General features: G+C 52.8%; 16 protein-coding genes. 12 read left to right on the forward strand and 4 right to left on the reverse strand.

Going from position 1 to position 22,898, the window contains the following annotated elements:
• The first annotated feature begins 24 nt into the window (after positions 1 to 24).
• Genes FCL42_RS10355 through FCL42_RS10375 form a run of 5 tightly spaced genes read left to right on the forward strand, consistent with a single transcriptional unit; the run spans position 25 to position 4,319 of the window.
• Positions 25 to 1,527, forward strand: a complete 1,503-nt coding sequence (locus FCL42_RS10355; RefSeq protein ID WP_136863347.1) for a flavocytochrome c — start codon at positions 25 to 27, stop codon at positions 1,525 to 1,527.
• 5 nt (positions 1,528 to 1,532) lie between these two features.
• Entirely contained in the window at positions 1,533 to 1,889 is a 357-nt protein-coding gene (locus FCL42_RS10360; RefSeq protein WP_136863348.1) for a cytochrome c3 family protein, read from the forward strand.
• A gap of 39 nt (positions 1,890 to 1,928) precedes the next feature.
• On the forward strand, positions 1,929 to 2,666 hold the full coding sequence (locus FCL42_RS10365; RefSeq protein ID WP_136863349.1) for a cupin domain-containing protein: 738 nt from the start codon (positions 1,929 to 1,931) through the stop codon (positions 2,664 to 2,666).
• A 51-nt stretch (positions 2,667 to 2,717) separates the two neighbouring features.
• Complete coding sequence (locus FCL42_RS10370) at positions 2,718 to 3,197, forward strand: DUF3299 domain-containing protein (RefSeq protein ID WP_136863350.1); 480 nt, start codon at positions 2,718 to 2,720, stop codon at positions 3,195 to 3,197.
• A gap of 27 nt (positions 3,198 to 3,224) precedes the next feature.
• Positions 3,225 to 4,319 carry a hypothetical protein gene (locus FCL42_RS10375; protein ID WP_136863351.1) on the forward strand — a complete coding sequence of 365 codons (1,095 nt, stop codon included), beginning with the start codon at positions 3,225 to 3,227 and terminating at the stop codon, positions 4,317 to 4,319.
• A gap of 157 nt (positions 4,320 to 4,476) precedes the next feature.
• Here the strand turns inward: FCL42_RS10375 and FCL42_RS10380 are convergent, their stop codons facing one another.
• From FCL42_RS10380 to FCL42_RS10390, 3 genes are all read right to left on the reverse strand, one after another.
• A complete protein-coding gene (locus FCL42_RS10380; protein ID WP_136863352.1) occupies positions 4,477 to 5,088 on the reverse strand; it encodes a glutathione S-transferase family protein in 612 nt (203 codons plus the stop codon).
• Between the two features lie 99 nt (positions 5,089 to 5,187).
• Entirely contained in the window at positions 5,188 to 6,375 is a 1,188-nt protein-coding gene (locus FCL42_RS10385) for a YbfB/YjiJ family MFS transporter (RefSeq protein WP_136863353.1), read from the reverse strand.
• Positions 6,372 to 8,192 (reverse strand): FAD/NAD(P)-binding protein, encoded by a 1,821-nt coding sequence (locus tag FCL42_RS10390; protein ID WP_136863354.1) that lies wholly within the window; start codon positions 8,190 to 8,192, stop codon positions 6,372 to 6,374. The genes FCL42_RS10385 and FCL42_RS10390 overlap by 4 nt, the downstream gene beginning before the upstream one ends.
• A gap of 669 nt (positions 8,193 to 8,861) precedes the next feature.
• Here FCL42_RS10390 and FCL42_RS10395 point away from each other — a divergent pair.
• Positions 8,862 to 11,195, forward strand: a complete 2,334-nt coding sequence (locus tag FCL42_RS10395; protein ID WP_136863355.1) for an alkaline phosphatase D family protein — start codon at positions 8,862 to 8,864, stop codon at positions 11,193 to 11,195.
• Positions 11,196 to 11,297: 102 nt separating this feature from the next.
• Here FCL42_RS10395 and FCL42_RS10400 read toward each other — a convergent pair whose 3' ends face one another.
• Complete coding sequence (locus tag FCL42_RS10400; protein WP_169308363.1) at positions 11,298 to 12,857, reverse strand: sensor domain-containing diguanylate cyclase; 1,560 nt, start codon at positions 12,855 to 12,857, stop codon at positions 11,298 to 11,300.
• Between the two features lie 552 nt (positions 12,858 to 13,409).
• Between FCL42_RS10400 and FCL42_RS10405 the strand changes: the two genes are divergently transcribed.
• From FCL42_RS10405 to selA, 6 genes are all read left to right on the forward strand, one after another.
• Positions 13,410 to 15,317 carry a methyl-accepting chemotaxis protein gene (locus FCL42_RS10405; protein WP_169308364.1) on the forward strand — a complete coding sequence of 636 codons (1,908 nt, stop codon included), beginning with the start codon at positions 13,410 to 13,412 and terminating at the stop codon, positions 15,315 to 15,317.
• A 648-nt stretch (positions 15,318 to 15,965) separates the two neighbouring features.
• Entirely contained in the window at positions 15,966 to 18,989 is a 3,024-nt protein-coding gene (gene fdnG, locus FCL42_RS10410) for a formate dehydrogenase-N subunit alpha (protein ID WP_136863357.1), read from the forward strand.
• Between the two features lie 2 nt (positions 18,990 to 18,991).
• Positions 18,992 to 19,885 (forward strand): 4Fe-4S dicluster domain-containing protein, encoded by an 894-nt coding sequence (locus tag FCL42_RS10415; protein WP_136863358.1) that lies wholly within the window; start codon positions 18,992 to 18,994, stop codon positions 19,883 to 19,885.
• Positions 19,885 to 20,520: a formate dehydrogenase subunit gamma gene (locus FCL42_RS10420; RefSeq protein ID WP_136863359.1), complete on the forward strand. Its 636-nt coding sequence runs from the start codon at positions 19,885 to 19,887 to the stop codon at positions 20,518 to 20,520. The genes FCL42_RS10415 and FCL42_RS10420 overlap by 1 nt, the downstream gene beginning before the upstream one ends.
• Complete coding sequence (fdhE, locus tag FCL42_RS10425) at positions 20,517 to 21,425, forward strand: formate dehydrogenase accessory protein FdhE (RefSeq protein ID WP_136863360.1); 909 nt, start codon at positions 20,517 to 20,519, stop codon at positions 21,423 to 21,425. Before FCL42_RS10420 ends, fdhE begins: the two co-directional genes overlap by 4 nt.
• Positions 21,426 to 21,479: 54 nt before the next feature.
• A complete protein-coding gene (gene selA / locus FCL42_RS10430) occupies positions 21,480 to 22,898 on the forward strand; it encodes an L-seryl-tRNA(Sec) selenium transferase (protein WP_136863361.1) in 1,419 nt (472 codons plus the stop codon).

A 22,898-nucleotide genomic window follows, 5' to 3' on the forward strand; every position in this document is an offset into this window, starting at 1 on the left:
CCCCACTATGTGAGAAGAAAACAAATGCAAAACAGACGTTCATTCTTAAAATTTGGTGCCAGTGCGGCCGCAGCAGGTGTCATGCTGCCGATGACCGCATCCGCCAAAGCTGAAGAGATCAAATGGGACGATGAGCATGAAGTCGTCATCATTGGCTCTGGCTTTGCTGGTCTGGCTGCAGCCATCGAGTCCACTCGTCAAGGAGCCAAAGACGTTGCCATTTTCGAAAAGATGGCCATGTTTGGAGGCAACTCTACGCTGAACGCCGGTCAAGCTTGCTTTACTGGTACTGCTCTGCAGAAAAAGCACAACATCCAAGACAGCCCAGAGATGATGGTTGCCGACCAGCTGAAATCCGGCCGCGGTTATGCCAGCAAAGAACTGCTTACTGTAAGCGCAGAACTAGGCGATTACTGTTACCAGCTGACCAAGGATTGCGGCAGTGTTTATCGCGATCACATCATCACCACAGGTGGCCACAGTGCGACTCGTGCACACCAAGTAGTTGAACGTTCTGGCGCCGGCATTATCCAGCCAATGCTGAAAACCGCACGCAAACTAGGCGTTAAGACCGTGACTCGTCACAAGTTTGAACACCTGATTCGCGACAAAAAAGGCCGCGTAATCGGCGTACAAATTCGCAAGGGATACCACTTCGGTCACGAGGACAGCGGCGAAATCATCAATGTTAAAGCTCAGCGCGGCGTGATCATCGCCACCGGTGGTTTTGGTTACAACATCGCCCTTCGCCAAGCTCAGGATCCAACCCTGACCGCAGAAGTTGGTTGCACCAACGCTAAAGGCGCAACCGGTGATGGCCTCATCGAAATGATGGCTGCAGGCGCAACTCCACTGCACCTCGCCTTCATTCAATCCGGCCCTTGGGCGTCTCCAGATGAAGGTGGATTTGGTTACGGTGCAGGCTTCTCCCTGTACAACTTCCCACATTCCATCGCCATTGATCGAAACACTGGCCAACGCTTCATGAATGAGATCGCCGACCGTAAGACTCGTGCGGATCTGGAAATTCAGCGTCGCGATAAAGATGGCAACCCGAACCCAGCCCTGCTGATTGCCCCTAAGCATGAAGCGAAGAATGACCCATCCATGGAACACGTTCTGGAGTACAACGTGGCCTGGGAATTTGAATCAGTGGAAGCCATTGCTAAGCACTTCGACGTGCCTCTGAAGCCGCTGAAACAACAAATTGCCGATTGGAACGGCTACATCGATACCGGTGTGGATCCTCAATTTGGCAAGCGTATGGATGCCGCTCGTGGCGTCAAACTTACCCCTCCATTTATCGTTCAGCGTCTGTGGCCAAAGGTGCACTACTGTCAGGGCGGCATTCAAATTAACCGCAAAGCAGAAGTACTGGCCGCCAAGACTGGCAAGCCAATCCCTGGCCTGTTTGCTGCTGGTGAAGTAACCGGTGGTATCCACGGAGTCAGCCGCCTGGGAGCCTGTGCTACCCCAGAATGTTTGGCCTTTGGCGTTGTTGCCGCTCGATCAGTTATGGAGGCGTAATCGCCATGAAGACCACTTTTTCTCTAGTTTCTTCAGCGCTGCTGGCGCTGGCTATCAGCCTACCAGCAACCGCTTTAGACAAGCGCGAACATCACGAAGCCGTTTATGAAATGGGCTGTGATACTTGCCACGACCAAGGTGTTGGCAAGTTCCCTTCGGATGAAGCGTGTTACCAGTGCCACGATGCAGACAAAACCGCTGAGATGACCAAACGCGAAGGCAAGTATGCCAAGCAGAATCCTCACGACAGCATGCACTATGGCAAAGATGTACCGTGTCAGGAATGTCACAGTGAGCACTCGCATAAGCAAGCGCTGTGTCAGGACTGCCACACCTTTAAATACCCAAGATTTACCAAGTAACAAACCAATTAAATAACAATCCTTTCCGAGGAAATAATGATGAAAAAAGTAACAGTATTAGCTGCACTGGTTATGGTTTCTACCACCGCTTGCGCCGCTGGCAAACCAGCTGACAAGCCATGGCACAACGAGAAGCCATTGCCGTACACTCCTTACGCACCAACTAAGTTGATGCCACAGGTTTGTAAGCAAGAACAAGCTCTGGCTTATCTGGAAGAACTGCGTTCCGGTGAGAAAGACATCTACACCGTTAAATCTAACGACCACGGCGGTAAAGGCGCGAACGACTCTGGTTGGTTGACCTGGCGCATTGCGGATCCAGAGAACCTAATCCCTTGCCCAGAAGGTGGCGCTGCTGCAACTGAAGTGGGCATGTGCTGGAAAGAGCTGAATGACGAACCTACCGTTATCGGTCTGGTACGTGTTGCCCCAGGTACTGCAATTCCTCACTACCACCGTGAAATGGAGTGTTACTACGGTCTGACTGGTGAAGGTCTGACTTGGTCTCAAGGCCGCATGCAAGCGTTCCAGCCTGGTGATTTCATCGAAATTCCTTCTAAGGCAATGCACTACACTCCAAACACCTATGATGATCAGGATCTGATCTACATGTACTGGTTCCCACAGGATGGCAAGTTCTCCACCTTTAAGTACCAGTGGCCACAAGATGTGGGCCCAGGTGAAACTCTGATGTTTGACTTTATCCCTTACGTTGATTCTCACGCAGTACGTGAAGGTAAAGGCGGTTACGGCTTCGACGCTAAGCGTCCTCAGTAAGCTCACCCAAAGGGGCTCTTAACGAGCCCCTTGCTATAAAGGCAATTCCCTATGAAGTCTTTCTACATTGGCATGGTTAGCATGCTGTTCTCCTCACTGACATTTGCCAGCGAGCCAAATTCAATTATCTGGCGCGATTTGGTAAATACAGAGTCTACGGCTAGCTCAGTATTTGAAAAAACCAACCCTGACCTAGATGGAAAACAGGTGGTTATTCCCGGATTTGTGATTGTGAATAACGTCGCCAACGAACTGGGCGAAGGCCACAGCGTTGAGGCTGGTACTTTAAATCCCGACCTACCCGTGATCACGGTATTAAGCCCCCAAAGAGATATCTGCTTTCACACGCCACCACCACCTGCCAACCAACTGATTCAGCTAAAGATGGATCCAGGCGTTAACGTAGAAGACAGCAAGGGTAAGCCCGTTTACTTAGTAGGCACACTAAAAGTTGAAAAGCACCTCTCCGGCTTATTCAGCACCGCCTATACCTTGCAAGTAAGCGAAACCCTGCCCTACCCAACTCAGTAGGGCAGAGACCACATAAAGGAACGAATGATGAAAACAATGAAACTGGCCACCCTGGCAGCCCTTTGCCAAATGGCGCTGGTACCAGTAACCCATGCTGCGGTTAACGGCGACCTATCTCTGGGTGGTTTTGTGCGCGCCAACTACAGCTTGGTCGACTACAGCGACTCCTCCAAAGACAAAGGCGGTGACGCTTCCTTCGATGCCATGAGCATCACCTTCGATGGCAAAATTGACGACATCGGCATCAGCGTCGATTACCGTTTCGCCAGTGGCTTCAATTACATCAAACGCGGTTACGGCTACTACGACTTCAACGACAACACCCAACTGCAACTGGGTATCGTTAAAGTCCCCTTCGGTAAGGAAGGCTTCCTCTCCAACAGCTACTGGTTCAGTACCAACTACTACCTAGGCTTCGAAGATAACTACGATACCGGTGCCAAGCTGGTATGGAACAAAGACAACTGGCATCTGGATTTCGCCTTCATCAAAGGCGCCGAGTACGGCAGTGACACCACCGAGCGTTACGGCGCTGACATCATCGGGGCTCACGAAGAGATGAATCAGGTTAACGCCCGTGCCGTCTACACCATCCCGATGAACGATGGCCACCTAAAACTGGGTGCCTCCGTTGAAGCCGGTCAACTCTACTTTAGCGAAGCGGGCTCCGAGTTTGATGGCAAAGACGACAGCCGTTACGCCTACGCCGCCCACGCCGACCTGCAACTGGGTGCGTGGAACTTCCAGGCTCAGGTAACCAACTACAAGTACAACACCGTCGACGGTGCTGACACCCTAACCGTAGGTGTGGTTGGCGCCGCTTACGACATCGCCGCTGAAGCCTACGGCTACAACTTCAACGTCGCCCGCGCCTTCGACATGGGCTGGGGCACCATCACCGTATATAACGACTACGGCTTGGTGGCACCTGAGGGTAAGGGTCAGGATGACTCCATGCAGAACGTCACCGGCGTTAGCATCTCTCGTGGTCCTATCTACACCTACATCGACTACATCATCGGCGACAACATGACCTTTGCCGGCGGTCCTGGCGTTGGTCTGGATAACGACAACACCGACAACGAAAGCCGTCTGAACATCAACTTCGGTTTCTATTTCTAAGTCGATGACGCGCTCCTGACTCAGGCGGGAGGTCAGTTCGGGTTACCTCAACATTGGTGCAATCCCTGACAACTGCACTCTTCATCAGCCATTGGCTTGAGGTAACCCAAAATCCCGCCACTTAGTTCCCACCATAAAAGCACCCTCTGGGTGCTTTTTAACTTATGACAGCAGGCTGAGTCGCCAGCCACTCCAAGCTAACGTGTTGCAGTGCAGGTTGCAGAGGATGCTCGGCGCACCAACTTGTCAGTTCTGGAGTCACTTGCTGATGCTGTTCCGGCAACCGCAGTTGCAGATAGTCCAGCGCCACCAACAGCACCAATTGACTCAAACTGGTTTGTGGCGGCCAAGGCTGTTGATGCCAATCTTGATTTAACCGTACCACTGCGCGGCTAACGCCATCCAGGCTGCGTTGATGCAAGGTGCCAGCCTGAGGGTGAAAACGGCTCAAGGCCACAAAACGAAAACTCAGCTCCATCAGCCCCTTGGCCAACCCCAGCTGGGTAAATTCCTGAGACGATTGAGGCAAACTCAACCGTTGTTCTTGTCCCGCCATCTGGAAATACTGACAGATAGCCAAACTTTCGCTAATGGCACCTTCATCTAACTCCAGTGCGGGGATCTGCCCTAACGGATTCACCGCTAGCAGCGAATCAGGGTTTTCCCACGGCTCAACCCAGGTCAGAGACAGCGGCAAATTTTCAGTCAGTTTTGCAGCCACTACCGCCAGCCGAGAAAACGGTGACGTGGCATTTAAATACAGTTTCATGTCAACTCCCTATGGTCTGTATTGCTTTGGCGATGACGTCGGAGGCTAGGAGCTTGCGTTCAAAGACCGTTAGTCTTGCCCATACCGCCTCAAACACCTCTAATGATTTACCGCAAGGGGCTGCGGCTGAGTTTGGGTGGCTAAAATGGCGATGATTGACAGCCCCAGCGCCGCCGCACTCACCATAAACAGAGGCTGATAACTGCTAAGACCATCGGCCCAGTAGGCCATCACATAGCCAACGACACCCTGAGCGAGAGCAAATGCCAATGTCATCATGCTCCACGCCTTGGTATGGCGAGCCAGCCCGACGCATTCAAGGGTGTAAGTTGAAACCAATGTCACGGTGCCCGGAGTAAAGGCGCCAACCAGAATGGAGGAAAGCAGCAACGAGCCAGAGCTGGTACTGATCAGGGGCAGCGCCACCCCGAAGGCTTTTAAGGTAAACGCCATCACCAAGGCTCGCTTTACCCCCAGTCGGTCACCAAGTTGACCGGTTATCAACGGACCAATGGCTGCGCCCAAACCAAACATAGCCCAGAAAAAGCCGCCATGGAACTGGCTCATCTGCAGCTCTCGCACCACAAAGTCCACCCAAAACAGCGTATGGGGCAGGTAACCAATGGCGTTAAAACTGTAAGCGAACAGAATTAAGCTTAAGGTCACCCACTGACCTTGAGACAGATCCCGCAGCCCGGCAGTCGCCGCCATGGTGGAACCATTTGGATCACTGCGCCACATGGGCCAACTGAGCACGGTAGCCACCAATGAGATCGCCCCCATCCCCAACCAAGCACTGGGCAAGCTCAATAGCAGCAACAACGGAATCAGGGTGCCCGATAACATCGCCCCCATGCCGATGCCCGCAAACACCACGCCACTGACACGGGCTTTAAGCTGAGGTTGGTGTAGCCGCACAATCATCGGTGGTGCCAACACCATCAACATGGCTCCAGCCACGCCGGCTAAGGTTCGCCAGCCATAAAACCACCATAATGGCCCATGTTGCCACGCGCAGCAGAGGTAACTCAGGGTACAAGCGATCATCGCCCAACGAACCAGATTGCCACGCTCAAAATACTTCACCAACGCGTTGGCCGCTGGCGCTCCGAAGATGTACCCCAGCAGCGTTGCAACCCCGAGGTAGGACGCTTGGGCCTCACTGAACCACTGCTGTTGAATCAGCGCCGGAATCAAAGCGATGTAAGCAAACCGACCGATGCCGTTACCGACTAGGGTTGCCGCCAGCCCCGACAAGGACTGGCGATTAACCACTTGCGCCCTCATGCCATCGCCTCTTCAGGCTGAGACGACTTAAGGGCCATCATCTGCGCGACGACTCGGCCAGCATCCACAATTGCGGTGGAATTCACCCCAGGCCGAGGTACGATAAAGGTGTAGAATTTACTGCCCTCGGTGGGCATTCCCAGCGCCCACATATCCGGAACCGGCCGACCATTGCCATCAACCAGTTGCAGATCGCAGGTCACCTCAATGCCTCCTGGGTGGTAGTCGCGGTTATAGAATGGCCGAGCGTAACCACGGCGAATCAAATTTCGCCACAACGGCGGCTGGTCCTGCCCCGGAGTTGGCATGGCGATCTTAGCCTTCACCAGCCGATCCGCTTGATGGCGAGCCTCTGGCCAACGAGCGCTGTGTAAGCTGAGTTTTGCGCCATCGCTGGAGGTTTCAAATAACACATCTGGACCTAAGTTGATGCGAAGAATGCCCGCATCGATCAGCGCCAACATCTGCTCAATTCGTTCTTTCGGTGGCCCCACGGCGATGCGATTCATCACCGGCACAAAGCTTAAGTTAAACCACCGCTGAGATTCCGGAGTGAGGCCAGCAAAGTCGATGGCATTTCGAATCGGGTCGCGAAGATCTCGCAATACGTCGCAGGCGGCCTTAAACGCACTATCGACATTGCCTTTATTGGCCTGATGCAGATCTTCTCGCAGGTACGCCATCAACCAGTGATCAAACTGTTGTGGTGAAGCCAGAACCGACTGAGGTATGGGGCTTACCATATCTTGCCAGCTCAATTGGTCAGTGGCAGGAATACGGCTGCTGATCAGCGCCTGGCGGCCGCTGGCATCACTAAACAGGAATTCATTGGCAAAACGCTGCGCGGCAATCACCCCCTGCTTCTCTTTTAGGTAGGCGTGATAATAGGCGTATTCCATGTCTAACCACAGCAGCGGGAATAGCTCGTTAACGAAATCGATCTGCCCTTGCTGGCGCAGTTGTTCCACCGCTTCAAAGGTCAAGAAACGCCCCTGATACTGTTGGTTCTCATGCTTTTGATTGGCTGCGCGGCCGGTCAGGGGCAAACCAGAACGGGAAAATGCCATCAGCTTAGGTTCTTGTCCCGACGCCAGATAACGCAAGCTCTTATCCACCGGGGAGCGCACAAACTGCCCGCCACGACCTTCGGTGAGTTCCGCGACCACATCACACATGGTTAGTCCCATTCCCTGAATCGCCACCGTCATATCTGGAGTGATTCCCTGCAGCTGAGTGTCTACCGGGTAGGGATCTTCAATCACCAAGTCATGTTGAGGCTGCTCCGCCTTGGGCTTGGTGTGCCCAGTGGCCAATACCAATCGGTCTTGATGATGGCGCTCTCCAAGCTCATCCATCACTACCCAAGCATCTTGATGGCGCTCAATGTCCACCACCTCACACTGCTGATGCACAATTTGAACGTTAGCTGGAGCCAGATCCTGAAGATAGAGAAATACCCAGTTGAGGTAACGTCCAAACAAACGTCTTGAGTAGTAACCGTCAACTCTCAAATTCTCAGGTCGCCCCTCTTCCGGAGTCAGGCTCGATAACCACTGATAAAAGTTGGGTCCTTGAATCACCGCTCCCGCCTGCTTCACCGATTCATCGGCAAACATGGTGATTTGCTCGGCAATGGTGTTAACCAATAGGTAATCGGGTTGATGGATATGGTGACAGCCTGGGCCAGCCATGGAGGGGTCAAACAGGGTAATCTTTAAGGCTCGTTCTGGGTGATTCAGGCCAAAAGCCAACACACGTTCAAGTGCACTCAGACCACGGGGGCCGGCCCCAACAATGCCAATTTTTACTACTGTCATGGAACATCCTTTCTCGTGACAACAACATCAGGTTACGGCGCCGCACTTCACAACATCCTGTTCAGATTCACCGTATAAGCGCCGTCAAGATAACAAGATTAGCCCTTGTAACAAGTAGGGGGTTTTCACTCAGCGGCGTACGAACTTCAACGTCCACCTCCCGTATTTCAAAGCCAAAAAGTCCGACTTACTAGCGTTCCCAGCTTTTAACCTTGGAGAACGCCACAGATAGTTCCCAAGTTTGCTGTCACACCAGCATAACGCCTTGTTCATGAGCCAGACTGAGTTTGATTCAAAGGGGCTAAGTTTCGATTTCTCGCTCAACACCAATGGCGAATAACTCACTTAATTAGGGTATTTACTCTGAACTAATGCTCTCTAGCAGCAGGCTCACGGGCAAGCCCCTCAAGCAGCAATTTTTTTCTCTGATAATCTCTAAGCCCATCCAAGTCTTATTGACGCTGTAACCCTCATTAGCTCTCAATTCCTACACTAAAAAGTAAGAAAAACAGGCTGATTACTGCGTTTTCCTACGAGGTCATACCTGTTCACATAACGGTAATAATCTGATATCAAACTACTCAGGCTTACTCTGAGCCTACAGCCAAGGATGTCATACCATTACGGTATTGGAGGCTTAAAAACTATAACGAAGAACAAGGAAGACTCATGAGCTATACCCGTCGCCGTTTCCTGCAGACTCTTGTGGTTTCTGCCGGTGCTGTAACCCTGTCCAGCCTGACTGGCTGTTCTAATGATGACAATACCGACAGCCAACCTTCGGACTCATTGCCCACCATTGCACCAGAGTACTTTCCACAATCCGTGATGTCCGGCGATCCCCGCCCAGACTCCGTAATTCTGTGGACCCGAGCCATCGATGGTGATGCCGATCTCAGTGTGACATTACAGGTCGCCAAAGACGCCGAATTTACCGAGCTACTGGTCGATGAAGCCTTCACCACCAGTGCCGACAACGGCCGCTGCCTCAAAGTGAGAGTCATCGATCTTGACGCTCATCAGCACTACTACTACCGCTTCATGTTCCAAAAAGAGGGTAAGTGGATGAGTAGCCGCATCGGCCGCACCAAAACCGCAGCCATGGCCGATGCCGATGTGCCGGTGAAGTTTGGCTTTGCTTCCTGCCAAGACTATGGCGGTCGCTACTACAACACCTACCTATCTTTGCTGGCCCAAGACGATCTAGACTTCGTCCTGCATCTGGGTGACTACATCTACGAGACGGTAGGCGACAGTGGCTTTCAAGATGCCACCGAAGAGCGCAGCATCGAATTCCGCGATCCAGAGGGTGCCATTCAGATGGGCACCGAAGACGCACCATTGGCAGCCGCAGCCAGCGTAGACAACTATCGCCAACTGTATGAAACCTACCGCAGCGATCCGATTCTGCAACAGGTGCACGAGCGCTTCCCACTGGTCGCCATCTGGGACGACCACGAATTCTCCGACGACAGCTGGCAGGACGTCGCCACCTACTACGATGGCGCCAAAGACGAACAACACAGTCAGCGTAAACGCAACGCTGAGCAGGTCTACTTTGAGTTCATGCCCATTGACCATACCTCAGCCCACGGTGATGACGGCGCTGGCTTGATGGCTGTAGATGAATCTCAGCTGTTTCCCAACACCAAGATCTATCGCGAATTGCGCTTCGGTCAGCACCTGCACCTCGCGCTCACCGATTACCGGACTTTCCGTCCAGATCACCTGATTCCTGAAGATGCCTTCCCCGGCACCGTGGTCATGGATGCGGCCACACTCACCGCATTTCTCACCGCCACAGGCATGCCGCAGCCGGTTGTAGACGCCACCGTCGCCGCCATGAGCCCGGTCATCGACATAGACGCACCGGAAATGGCGGTATACAAAGCCAGCTTCATCGACCTGTTCACCGGTCTCTATACCCAAGAGCTGGCCACCCGATTGCAGATAGACCCCGCCACAGCGGCGGTAGAAGCGGCCACTCGAGCCCAGAATGCCATCCAAGGTAAGCTGACCAGCAGCTATCTGAACTTGGCCCTCGCTGGTGCTCAGACCAGCCTGCCGGCAGACCACCCTCTGCAGGCGTTGCCACCACTACCAGAAACCGGAATCGAAACCGGTCTTGGCTTTTACACCTTGGGCAAGACCAGCCTGTTTGCCGATTTAGGCGCTCGCTATCTGGTGATCAAAGACACCTTTGACCTCTATGCTGGCTACCTAGAGTGGTTGGCCCAGCAGGAAGGAAAGAGCGTGCAAAGCCCCTATGATGCTGAGCAGCTTGCGTGGCTCAGCGGCGTACTGACCCAAAGCGATGCCACCCACAAGATGATGGCAACCTCGGTGTCTTTTGCGCCACTACTGGCGGATCTGTCTGATAGCCGTCCCGATAGCGGCGTGCCGGATCTGGAGGCGGTACTTAACTCCGATCTGGTGCCGTCGTCTCTGAAACAGCGTCTTTACCTCAACGTGGATCACTGGGATGGCTTCCCACAGTACAAAACCAATCTGGTTAAAGATCTGCTCAGCCCTACCGGCACCATCACCTTTGCTGGCGACATCCACGCCACCTTCGTAACTCAGCACCCAACGGATGCAGCCACTGGCAATACCGCCATCGATTTCACCACCAGTTCGGTCAGCTCTGGCACCTTTGGCTCATTTTTGGATGAGGGCCTTCAAGGTCTGTTGTCTCAGCTGGGGCCGGTACCGGAGGAGATTGATCAGCTCAAATATTTCTTCGATACCATCGCTTTGACTGCCAGTAAGCGTGACGACGTCACCTCAAAGCTGAAGTTCTCAAAGATGTGGGAACACGGCGTTGGCGTGGCAACCGCCACCTCAGACGGTGTGCAGGTGGCCTTCCACAACATCCCTACTTTCTGGGATGGCACCGACTGGGTTCGCACTTCGTTCTACGACAACCCACAAGCCTTCTTGGCCCAGGTGCGCACGCACTTGGTTAACTGGAAAGATGGCGAGCTAACTATCCTGCCCGCCTAAGCCCAGATAAGCCAAACTCTAACTAAGCCAAAACAAAGGCCAGCGTTCAAGCTGGCCTTTCTTGTTATTGCGGCAAAGAAAATTTAGCTCGGAATAACCGCTCTACCCCTTGCTCAGATATTCAACGCGATTTCGCCCCAGTTCTTTAGCCTGATACAAACAGTCGTCTGCTCGTTTTAGGACATGGGACTGAGTCTCGTTGGGCTGACACTGGCTAACCCCCAAACTGATGGTCAGGCTCCCAATGTATTGAAACTGGTGGGCTTCTACTTTGAGCAGCAACTTCTCAGCCAACACTAAGGCTTGCTTGAGGTTGGTTTCTGGGCAAACAATGAGGAACTCCTCCCCGCCCCAGCGACCAAAAATGTCAGCGCGTCTCAGCCCTTGTTGAATCAACCCCACCAGCTCTTGAAGCACTTTATCCCCGACCATATGACCGAAATCGTCGTTGATCCGCTTAAAGTAGTCGACATCAAACAAAATCACTGAGTAGACGCGCTCATAGCGCTCAGCTCTAACGTGCTCTTTCTGCAGAGACTCATCCAGCTTGTATCGATTGTAGATCCCTGTCAGTTGATCCGAGGTCGCCATCTCTGACAATAACTGGTTCTGCTTCTCAAGCTTAAGGTGGGACGCATTGATCTCCTTATAAGCCTGCTCAAGCTGCTGGGAGCGGCGATACAACTCATTTTCTGTCAATTGCACCACTTCTCGAGCAATGTAACCGATCTCATTATCGGGAAACTCGTAGTGACGTCCCCGCTCAGTATCCTTACGAATCAATTGCTTAACATGAACGAACAGTTCCTGCATTGGCTGAGCAATTTTCCGACTAAATACCGAACTGAATAGGAATATCAGCAATAGCGCCACGAAAGCCAAGATAACGATATTCCCCAGTACCTTATATAAAATAGGCTCAAGGGCTTCCCAAAGATCAATTACCGTAAACAACCGCCATCCAGTTTCGTCGATAGTAGAATAGAAAGCTAACTTGTAGTGACCCGCATAGCGATAATTCGTAAAGCCTTGCGTCGTTTCTAAAATCACATTGGCGTCCATGACACTATCAATATTGTGATTAATTAGATCAGGGTTTCCATGAATGATAACTTTCCCCGTAGAGTCCGTAATGAAACTGTAAAAAGACTGATACTCTGTCGCTCGCTCATTTAGTAGATCAGTGATCACCCCAAGCGCACTGTCGATGGCCACCACCCCTTGACTGCCATCAATTGGATTGGTGAATGCCTTGCAGGTAGTAAACAGCCAATCGTTGTACACGACGTCACGGTAGGGCAACCCGGTAACCCGATTTGGCGAACGTTCAATGGCTTGCAGATACCAAGGGCGGGTAGAAGGCTGATAACCATCGGGAACATTCCAAGTATCGATCAGCATTAGGTCGTTCTGATAACCGGCATAAACGTGAGTGATCCGAGTACTAGTCGTAGTAACAATGCCGAACTTTTTCGTTAATTGCTGGTGTTCAACCTCAGACAGACTGGCGGCTTCACGGACGATATCGGTAGTCGCGAACTCCTCCACCATCGTGGAAATATCATTAAAATGTGCGTCGATACTGTAGTTGATGGATTGGTTTTTCTGCTTAACCAGTTCGTGGGCTTTACTGCGCTCAGAGTCATACAACAGCGCAATCATAAGAATCACATAAAAGAAAAATATGATGCCTAGATAGAAGCAGCTCTCTTTAAAAATCTCTCTTCGAATACTCGAAGCTGGCTTTTTCATAAACGACTAAACCCATCACAATCACTTTCTCTCGCTAAGCGAGGCCGGATTAAATTTATCAGTAAGAATAGAAAAGGATAACCAAACCCACTCACACATACTAATAAATTGAATAAAATCCTCTCAAAAGCGTCAAATAGCACTCGCTTTTATCTTTCTAAATAGATATAAAATCACCGGAATTTAATTCAAGACTAAGGCGTAATAAAATCGCCTAGACACACTCACTTTTTTTACAGCAAAACCACAAAAAATCAGCAACCCAATTCAGAACAGCCCCGATGACAACAAAGCAGCTACAATCATGGTGATAAATTGATCAGAATTTATTTTTAAATATTATTCATTAATTAATGTGTAAATTTTGCTTATCGCGCATCAGCATTGTGATTAACCGGTCGCTTATCTGAATAACCCCATAAACAAACCACTCTTTTCAAAATTCCTGCGATGGAGTATCCCGTGCTATCCAGTTTCAAAGGCCGACTGATCGGCATGATGATGTTGTTACTCACTCTAGCTTTGGCCATCAGTAACATCATTGCCTATAACCGTCTCAGTCACACCATCAGTAGCGACGCTGATCGTTTCTCTATGAGCAATGCAACCGAAGCATCCACTCAAGTGGAAAATTGGTTTCACACTATCCGCGATGGTTTAATTGAAGCCGCCCCCAGTTTTACCTCCCTGTATGACGACCAGCTGATCGTCGCGATGCTGCGTCAACATGCCTCAGCGTCTCAAGCCACCAACATTCTAGTGGGTTATGAAGATGGTCGCTCTTACGGAGCCATCGGCGGAAAACGCGATCTCGCAAACTACGACCCAAGACAGCGAGACTGGTATCGCTTGGCAAAAAACGCTGGCCGAACTGTGGTCACCGAGGTGTATAACGACGCCATCACCAACGCCATGATGATCAGCATCTCCACCCCGTTCTACGACGACGGCCGTCTCAATGGTGTGATGTTGGCAGACATCGAACTCCATGAACTGGATGAAATCATCGAGCGAGCCAGCTTTGCAGGTGCCACCATCATGGTGATGGATCACAGCAGCCTGATGTTGGCGGTCAACACCAATAAATACACAGCCGGCAAATCCAAACTGGCGGAAGTTTCCGGCCTCAGACCACTGACAGAAAAAGTGATGACTGAAGGCAAAGGTGCTCACCACTATGAACTCTTCGGCGTTAATAAAGTTGCCTATTTCCAGAACATCAAACTGGATGACAACAACCAATGGCACTTCTTTATTGGCCTCGATACCTCAGTCGCCTATGCAGAGCTGAAACAGGCCACCACTCAAACCCTGCTTTGGAGTGCGGTGATGCTGATCGCCTCAATGCTGGCAATGCTGGCCTCACTGTCGGTGCTCTACCGTCCCATTCTTGAACTCAAAGATACCGTCAACGATCTGGCCAGCGGTCAAGGCGACCTAACTCAGCGCCTAGCCATTCGCAACCAAGATGATCTGGGTCAGATTGCAGGCAGCATCAACCGCTTTATCGAAACCTTGCAACAGCTGATGCTCGACGTGTCTCACTCCAGCTCCGATTCCGAACAGGGCACCCAACGTTTGGTAGCCCAGAATCAACAAAGCTACCAATTGCTGCAAAAGCATACCGGCGAAACCGAGCAGGTGGTCACCGCCATCAGCCAGATGAGCGAAGCGGCCCACAGCATTGCTAGAGATGCGGTACAAACCGCTGAGCTGACTCAATCCGCCGCCCAAGAAGCCAACCAATCGAAAGAGGTTGTTAAAGACGCCGTTGCCAGCTCTTCAGAGTTGATCAACCAGGTAGAGACCATGGAACAACGTATCCAGGCGATGACCAGCGACACCAAGCGCATCGAATCGGTTCTCGATGTGATTGGCAGCATTGCTGAGCAGACCAACTTACTGGCACTGAATGCCGCCATTGAGGCTGCCCGTGCCGGTGAGCAGGGCCGAGGATTTGCCGTGGTTGCCGACGAAGTGCGAGCCCTCGCAGCCCGCACCCAAGAGAGCACCTCTGAGATCAACACCATGCTCAACAGCCTCAGCCACGCCAGTCAGGAAGTGGTTGCCGCCATGGATGAGACCAAGCAGGTGTGTGAGCACAGTGCCCACAATACCGCCAGCGTCAGCCAATCTCTGGACACCATGACCAACTCCATCGTGGCCATTGATGAGCTCAGCGCCCAGATCTCCGCCGCCGCCGAGGAACAGAGTACGGTGACCAAAGAGATCAACCTGAACATGTCCCAAATTCAGGAGCTAGTCGGTGAGCTGGGTGATACCGGCAGACAACTATTGGGTGAAACGGAACAACTGCAAAGCAGCAATCAGCAGCTGGGCAGTGTGGTCTCTCGCTTTAAACTGCAGTAACACCTAAGACACTAAGGGCGCTCCATTGAGCGCCCTTTTTTGCCTGAATGACCTCATTCCAATAACTCGGATGCAGCTATCCCATGGCTTGCTCTCCTAAAAAGCAACGCTTCAAAAACCGGGTGGCCCAAACCAGAGCCGATACCCTCACCTCGCTAATAACCCACCCCGTCTTTCTAGTAATAGTCATAGCAAATTGGCTCTGTGCAACCGGAGTTCGCATTTAGGTTCGCTGCAGTCGTTTTTCCCTCTTGCTTAACAAAGCAGATCAAAAAGCCAACACTGCCATCAATTTATTACTCAGCTCCGCTTAACAGACCGAGACTGACTTGCCAATTTTGCCATTTTGGACAAAAAGACCCAAAAACATGCCCTTTTATGTCCCACCCATTCAAATCACCCATAATCGAAACAAAAAACCACAAATAGCAATCAAACCAGAATTTAATAAAGCCAAGGCAACCATACAGCGAACGATGAACCAATGAATAGAAAGTGTGATTTTGATCCAGTGTTATTATTTGAGACTTACACGGTGTTACCAAGATAATCCTCGACGAACTAAAGTGGCAAAGGTCACTTTACGCAGGGCAAGTGCGACGCACCTGCCCTTTCACACTCATCACCAATAATGATCGAGATAACACCATGGATAGACGTCAGTTTTTTAAACTGTGTGCGGCTGGGGCGACCACCTCAGCCATATCCGCTCTGGGGTTAATGTCCGAAAAGGCGTATGCCGCCGTTCGGGAATTTAAACTGCTCAGAGCGAAAGAGACGCGCAACAACTGCTGCTACTGCTCAGTTGGTTGCGGCCTGTTGATGTACAGTCACGGCAGTGGCGGTAAAAACGTTGAACAGAGCATCTTCCACATCGAAGGTGACGCGGATCACCCAGTAAACCGCGGCGCACTTTGCCCTAAGGGTGCTGGCTTGGTGGACTACGTAAACAGCCCCAACCGCAATCACTACCCAGAATACCGTGCTCCAGGTAGCAACAAATGGACTCGCCTCAGTTGGGAAGATGCTCTAGAGCGCATCGCCAAACTGATGAAAGCGGACCGAGATGCCAACCTGATTCAGCAGAATGATCAAGGCACCACGGTAAACCGCTGGCTCACTACCGGCATGATGACTTCATCGGCTCAGCCCAATGAAGGCGCCTTCATCACTCACAAATTTGCCCGGGCACTGGGCCTGGTTGCCATCGACACCATTGCGCGTAACTGACACTCCCCAACGGTAGCAAGTCTTGCTCCAACATTTGGGCGTGGTGCCATGACCAACCACTGGATCGATATCAAGAACTCAAACGTTATCATCATCATGGGCGGCAACGCTGCCGAGGCTCACCCTGTCGGTTTTGGCTGGGTAACCGAAGCGATGGAACACAACAACGCCAAATTGTTGGTTGTGGATCCCCGTTTCACTCGAAGCGCCTCGCTGGCGGATCACTATGCGCCGATTCGCTCAGGTACTGACATCGCCTTCCTATTGGGCGTCATTCGCTACCTGATGGACACCAACCAGGTCAACTTCGACTACGTTAAGTCCTACACCAATGCCAGCTACATCGTTCGTGAAGACTTCGACTTCCACGATGGTCTATTCAGCGGCTTTGATGAGCAAAACGGCAGCTACAACAAAGAATCCTGGTTCTATGAGCTGGACGACCAAGGCTACGCCAAAACCGATCCAAGCTTCTCCCACCCTCGCTGTGTGTGGAACCTGCTGAAACAGCACGTCGAACGCTATGACTTCAAAACAGTCAGCAACATCACTGGTACCCCAGTAGACGACTACGAAGTGATCTGTCAGAACATCGCCAGCACCCACACCCACGATCGCGCGGCGACCTTCATGTACGCGTTGGGCTGGACTCACCACAGTAAGGGTGCCCAGAACATCCGTACCATGGCCATGGTGCAACTGCTGCTGGGTAACATTGGTGTACTAGGTGGCGGTGTAAACGCGCTGCGTGGTCACTCCAACGTTCAGGGCGCCACTGACATGGGTCTACTGGCACAAGCGCTGCCCGGTTACCTGAAACTGCCTAACGACAAAGACACCGATCTGGCCACCTACTTAGAGAACCACACTCCGGTTCCTCTGCGTCCAGGACAGACCAACTACTGGCACCACTATCCGAAATTCTTCGTGTCACAAATGAAGAGCTTCTGGGGTGACCGCGCCCACGCCGGCAACAACTTCGGTTACGACTGGCTGCCAAAATGGGATCTGCAGTACGACTTCACCAAACACACCGACATGATGTATCGCGGTGAAGTGAACGGTTACATCGTTCAGGGCGTCAACGCCATCAACTCAATGCCAAACCGCAACAAGATGCTGACTGGCCTGAGTAAGCTGAAGTATCTGGTGGTGCTGGACCCATTGGCCACTGACACCTCCAACTTCTGGCAGAAAGACGGCGACTTCAACGACGTTGAACCGTCGGAAATCATGACCGAGGTGTTCCGCCTACCAACCACCTGTTTTGCCGAAGAAGAGGGCTGCATCGTCAACTCCGGTCGCTGGATGCAGTGGCACTGGAAGGGCGCCAACCCACCGGGCGAATCCAAGTCAGATTCTGAGATCCTCTCTGAGCTGATGATGACTCTGAAATCCCTATACGCCAAAGAGGGCGGGGTATTGCCAGAGCCGATTGAAGCGGTGAAATGGGATTATGCAAATCCTCACGCTCCTAGCCCGGAAGAGGTGGCGAAGGAACTGAGCGGCAGCGATCTGACCACAGGTAAGCAGGTCAACAGCTTCAGCCAACTGAAAGATGACGGCTCCACCGCGTGTGGCTGCTGGATCTACTCAGGCTCTTGGACCGAACAAGGCAACCTGATGGCCCGTCGTGACAACCACGATCCATCGGGCAAAGGCATCACCCCAGGCTGGTCATTCTCCTGGCCGGTGAACCGCCGCGTGCTCTACAACCGCGCCTCCTGTGACGTGAACGGCAAACCTTGGGATCCAGAACGTACCATCGTTGAGTGGAAAGACGACAAGTGGCAAGGCATCGACGTGGGTGACTTCAACATGAAGCTTAACCCTCAAGATTCCGCCCACCCGTTCATCATGCAGCCAGAGGGCGTCGGTCGCCTATTCGCACTGCGCAAGATGGCAGAGGGTCCGTTCCCTGAGCACTACGAGCCGGTGGAATCGCCAATTAATGGCAACCCTCTGCACCCGAAAGTCAGCCGCAGCCCAGTGCTTCGGATGCTGGAGGGAGTCGAAGAGACGCTAGGCAACAACAGTGAGTTTCCGTATGCGGCGACCACTTACTCGTTAACCGAGCACTTCAACTTCTGGTCTGCACACTGCAAGTTGGCCGCCATCTCCATGCCGGAAACCTTCGTTGAGATCGACGAAGTGATGGCCAAAGACAAAGGCATCAACAATGGCGACTGGGTTACCGTCAGCTCCAAGCGCGGCCAGATCGAGACCAAAGCGTTGGTGACCAAACGTCTGCAGCCACTGAAGGTGAATGGCCAATGGGTTCACACCGTCGGCTTGCCTCGTCACGGTACCCACGGCGGTCTAACGCGCAAAAGCTACAGCTGTAACGTGCTGACCACCGAAATGGGTGACGCAAACACCCAGGTACCAGAGTACAAAGCGTTCCTGGTCAACGTCACCAAGTCTGAAGCGAAGGAGAAATAACCATGTCATCACTAGACGTTATTCAAATCTCCGGAACCTCTGAGGACGCCAAAAAAGGCAACCCCCTTAACGACGTGCAGAAGGTGGCCAAGCTGTTTGATGCCACCAAATGCAACGGCTGCAAAGCCTGTCAGGTGGCCTGCTCCGAATGGAACGACCTGCGTGCTGACGTTGGCAGTTTCCAAGGCAGCTACCAGAACCCTGCGTCGCTTTCGGATCAGTGCTGGACACTGATGCAATACAACGAGGTGATGGACAACAACAAACTCCGTTGGCAGTTCACCCACACCGCTTGTATGCATTGCGAAGATCCCGCGTGCTTGAAGGCCTGCTCCACCAAAGGCGCCATCGTTAAGCTGGCTAATGGAACCGTACAGCTCAACGACGATAAGTGCATCGGTTGCGGCTATTGCGTCTCCGCCTGCCCGTTCGATGTGCCGAAGCTGGACAGCGCCAACAACAAAGCGCGTAAGTGCACCATGTGCATCGATCGTCTTCAAGTTGGCCTAGAGCCAGCGTGCACCAAGACCTGCACCACAGGTGCCCTGCGTTTCGGTACTCGCGAAGACATGCTGTTCCAAGCCGAGTTGCGCGTCAAAGCACTGAAGGAGAAAGGTCATCACAACGCCGGTATCTATAACCCTGAAGGGGTAAGCGGTACCGGGATGATCATGGTACTTCATGACATCAACAAGCCGGACACCTACGGTCTGCCTGCGAAGCCAACCACACCGCTGTCTGTGGATCTGCGTCAAGATTGGATCAAGCCTTTGGGCGCCGTTGGCCTGTTGGCCACCGCTGCCGTGGCGTGCATCCACAAAGTGACGGTAGGTCGCAACATCGTTGAGGAAGAGGAAGCCGAGCATGGCGCCCACACCCAAGAGGAGGAGAAGTAATGAACAAGTCTGAAATGATTGATCGTCACAGCCTGTTCGATCGTCTCTGCCATTGGTTCATTGTGGCCACAGGTTTGGTGACCTTCCTAACCGGGTTGTCGTTCTTTTTCCCTAGCTTTCAGTGGCTCGGTGCCATCGCTGGCACTCCAGAACAGGCCAGAGCGGTTCACCCGATCATCGGCTTGATGATGTGCTTGCCACTGATGTTGATGCTGGTGCGTTACTACCACCACAACAAATGGGAAAAACACGACCTGCCGTGGATGCTGGCCATCAAGGATGTGATGTTCGAGAACGAGGACAAAATTCCTCCAGTCGGGCACTACAACCCTGGCCAAAAGGTGCTGTTCCGCGCCTTTGTGCTGACCTCTATCGGTCTCACCGTCAGCGGCATCATCATGTGGCAACCCTACTTTGCCCCTTACTTCGCGCCAGAAACCGTGAACTGGGCCATCCTGATCCACGCCGTTTGTGCGGTGATCATGATGATCTTTGTCTTAGTTCACCTGTGGATGGCGACCTGGGTTGAGGGATCCATCCCAGGCATGTTGTACGGCAAAGTCAGTCGCGCATGGTGCCGCAAACACCACCCTCTAATGCTTAACGAAGATTCGGAAACGGAGAAGCATCAATGACCCAGACTGCCGACATCCCCGTGACGCCACTGAGTGAGTCACCGTTGGAACTGAAAACCCTGCTGGCTGCCGCCCCTTTGGAACTGTATCAGCATCGGGCAAAACGCCTAGAAACGCTGACATCAGATTCCCCTCTGGCGGATTACCTTGAGCTATGCCGACGCCTGGCGTTGGTGCAGGCAGATTTAGCCGCCAACGCTGATTTCGGCCCCAGTCCAATCACCGAAGCTCAGGCTTCTCTGAAGGTCATCGGGCCGGAGACTGACGTCTACTGGCAAGGGGTGTTGCAGCAACTGTTGGCCAAACTGTTGCTGCAAACCGAGGAGCCCATTGCTCGGGTAGTACGCCTGCTGATGCAACAATCGCAACAGCAGATCGCTACTTGGGGGCGGGCACTGCGTCAGGGACAGATCAGTCAGGTTCCCGCTCAATTCAGCCTATTTTTATGGGCTGCCATGGGCGTGTACTGGTCTCACTGGGCACCTCTGGTCATCAAGCGCATGGATCTGCGCCAGATAGAGCAACAACCTCTGTGTCCGGTATGCGGAAGCCATCCGGTAGCCAGCGTCATCAAGGATGAGCCCCGAGCGGGCCTGCGCTACCTGCACTGCAGCTTGTGTGAGAGCGAATGGCATTTCATTCGTGCCCATTGCAGCAACTGCGGTCAGGACAAGGAGATGAGCCTGTGGAGCATGGACGATCATCAGGCCAAAGTCCGCGTTGAAAGCTGTGACGAATGCCACGGCTACACCAAGATGCTGTTTGTCGGTCAGGCTCCAGAGATGGATGCCGTGGCCGACGATCTGGCCACTCTGGTTCTCGACGCACAGCTCAGCGAGCAAGGGTTTGTGGCCACCACAACCAACCCAATGCTGCTGGCTCACGAGGCTGACGGCAGTCAGTAAATCAAGTGGGAGGGTTCGCCCTCCCCTTTCTCCACACCAGTAATGAAACAGACGATGATTCAAATACCTATATCACTCCAAGACCTTTATCGAACCCTGCCCTCCATGGACAGCTTGCTCGCGCTATCCGGTCTAAGTGAACTGCAGACGGAGTTTGGCAAAACCGCGACTAAGACGGCGTTAGACCAACTACTTGCAGAAGCTCGAACCTTGATTGCCACCGATCGGCGTTTGCCGCCTTGGTGTGACAATCTCGATGCCTTACCTGGGTACTTGCATGATCGCCTCGCTCAGCAACATCGCCTCAGTTTAACCCCAGTCTGGAACCTGACTGGAACGCTGCTGCACACCAACCTAGGTCGAGCGCAGCAATCGGAAGCGGCCATCGATGCGGTTACCTCAGTAATGCGCTACCCCACCCCGCTGGAGTTCGAACTTCACGCTGGCGTTCGCGGTCATCGCGACAACACCATCAGCAACCTAATGCAGCAACTGACTCAGGCCGAGCAGTGCTGTGTGGTCAACAACAACGCCGCGGCGGTATTGCTGATGCTGTCCAGTGTCGCCGCTGGCAAAGAGGTGATTGTCTCCCGGGGCGAGTTAGTTGAAATTGGTGGCGCCTTTCGCATCCCCGATATCATGCGCCAAGCGGGTTGCACCTTGGTGGAAGTGGGCAGCACCAACCGAACTCACCTTCGGGATTACCAGGAGGCCATCACCGAAAACACCGCCGCCATCATGAAGGTGCACACCAGCAACTACCACATCTGCGGCTTTACTGCCTCAGTCGAAGAGGCGCAATTGGCTCAGCTGTGCCGCGAAAAAGGGGTACTGCTGATCTCCGATCTGGGTAGCGGCTCATTGACCGATCTACGCCGTTTCGGTCTCAACAACGAACCTACCCCCCAACAGATGTTGGCCGATGGTGTCGATCTGGTGAGCTTTTCTGGCGACAAACTCCTTGGCGGTCCGCAATCTGGGCTGGTGGTGGGCAAAAGCCAACTCATCAAAAAGCTGCAAAGCCATCCACTGAAACGGGCGCTTCGCTGTGACAAGATGATTCTGGCCGCCTTGGAAGCCACCTTGCGCCACTACCTCTATCCTGAAACCCTAGACAAACACCTGCCAATCATGGCCAAACTGGCGCGAACCGAAACGGAGTTGCGCAGCTTGGGATCGACACTGCAACAGCGGATCCAGCCACATTTCGAGCCCCACTTCAGCGTTGGTCTTGTCAACAGTCGCACTCAAGTGGGCAGTGGTGCCCAGCCAGACACCACCTTACCGTCGATCTCCCTTAGCTTTAGCGCCAAAGGTAAGCTCAGCCTGACCCAGCTAGAAAAGCACTTTAAAGCATGTGAACGGCCGGTTGTGGGGCGACTAACCAACGACCAACTGTTGCTGGACCTTCGCGGCGCTGACTGTGCTCTGGCCATACAAGCCCAACTGCAGCGGCTGGGAGACGCCCTATGA

The sequence above is a fragment of the Ferrimonas aestuarii genome, assembly GCF_005116665.1.
In the GTDB taxonomy this organism is placed as follows: Bacteria; Pseudomonadota; Gammaproteobacteria; order Enterobacterales; family Shewanellaceae; genus Ferrimonas; species Ferrimonas aestuarii.

What these genes read in the sequence shown, in the direction of transcription:
- FCL42_RS10375 (WP_136863351.1), top strand. Translation starts at nt 3,225, where the DNA reads ATGAAAACAATGAAACTGGCCACCCTGGCAGCCCTTTGCCAAATGGCG.
- FCL42_RS10360 (WP_136863348.1), top strand. Translation starts at nt 1,533, where the DNA reads ATGAAGACCACTTTTTCTCTAGTTTCTTCAGCGCTGCTGGCGCTGGCT.
- FCL42_RS10355 (WP_136863347.1), top strand. Translation starts at nt 25, where the DNA reads ATGCAAAACAGACGTTCATTCTTAAAATTTGGTGCCAGTGCGGCCGCA.
- FCL42_RS10385 (WP_136863353.1), bottom strand. Translation starts at nt 6,375, where the DNA reads ATGAGGGCGCAAGTGGTTAATCGCCAGTCCTTGTCGGGGCTGGCGGCA.
- FCL42_RS10390 (WP_136863354.1), bottom strand. Translation starts at nt 8,192, where the DNA reads ATGACAGTAGTAAAAATTGGCATTGTTGGGGCCGGCCCCCGTGGTCTG.
- FCL42_RS10380 (WP_136863352.1), bottom strand. Translation starts at nt 5,088, where the DNA reads ATGAAACTGTATTTAAATGCCACGTCACCGTTTTCTCGGCTGGCGGTA.
- fdhE (WP_136863360.1), top strand. Translation starts at nt 20,517, where the DNA reads ATGACCCAGACTGCCGACATCCCCGTGACGCCACTGAGTGAGTCACCG.
- FCL42_RS10420 (WP_136863359.1), top strand. Translation starts at nt 19,885, where the DNA reads ATGAACAAGTCTGAAATGATTGATCGTCACAGCCTGTTCGATCGTCTC.
- FCL42_RS10365 (WP_136863349.1), top strand. Translation starts at nt 1,929, where the DNA reads ATGAAAAAAGTAACAGTATTAGCTGCACTGGTTATGGTTTCTACCACC.
- FCL42_RS10370 (WP_136863350.1), top strand. Translation starts at nt 2,718, where the DNA reads ATGAAGTCTTTCTACATTGGCATGGTTAGCATGCTGTTCTCCTCACTG.
- selA (WP_136863361.1), top strand. Translation starts at nt 21,480, where the DNA reads ATGATTCAAATACCTATATCACTCCAAGACCTTTATCGAACCCTGCCC.
- FCL42_RS10400 (WP_169308363.1), bottom strand. Translation starts at nt 12,857, where the DNA reads ATGATTGCGCTGTTGTATGACTCTGAGCGCAGTAAAGCCCACGAACTG.
- FCL42_RS10415 (WP_136863358.1), top strand. Translation starts at nt 18,992, where the DNA reads ATGTCATCACTAGACGTTATTCAAATCTCCGGAACCTCTGAGGACGCC.
- FCL42_RS10395 (WP_136863355.1), top strand. Translation starts at nt 8,862, where the DNA reads ATGAGCTATACCCGTCGCCGTTTCCTGCAGACTCTTGTGGTTTCTGCC.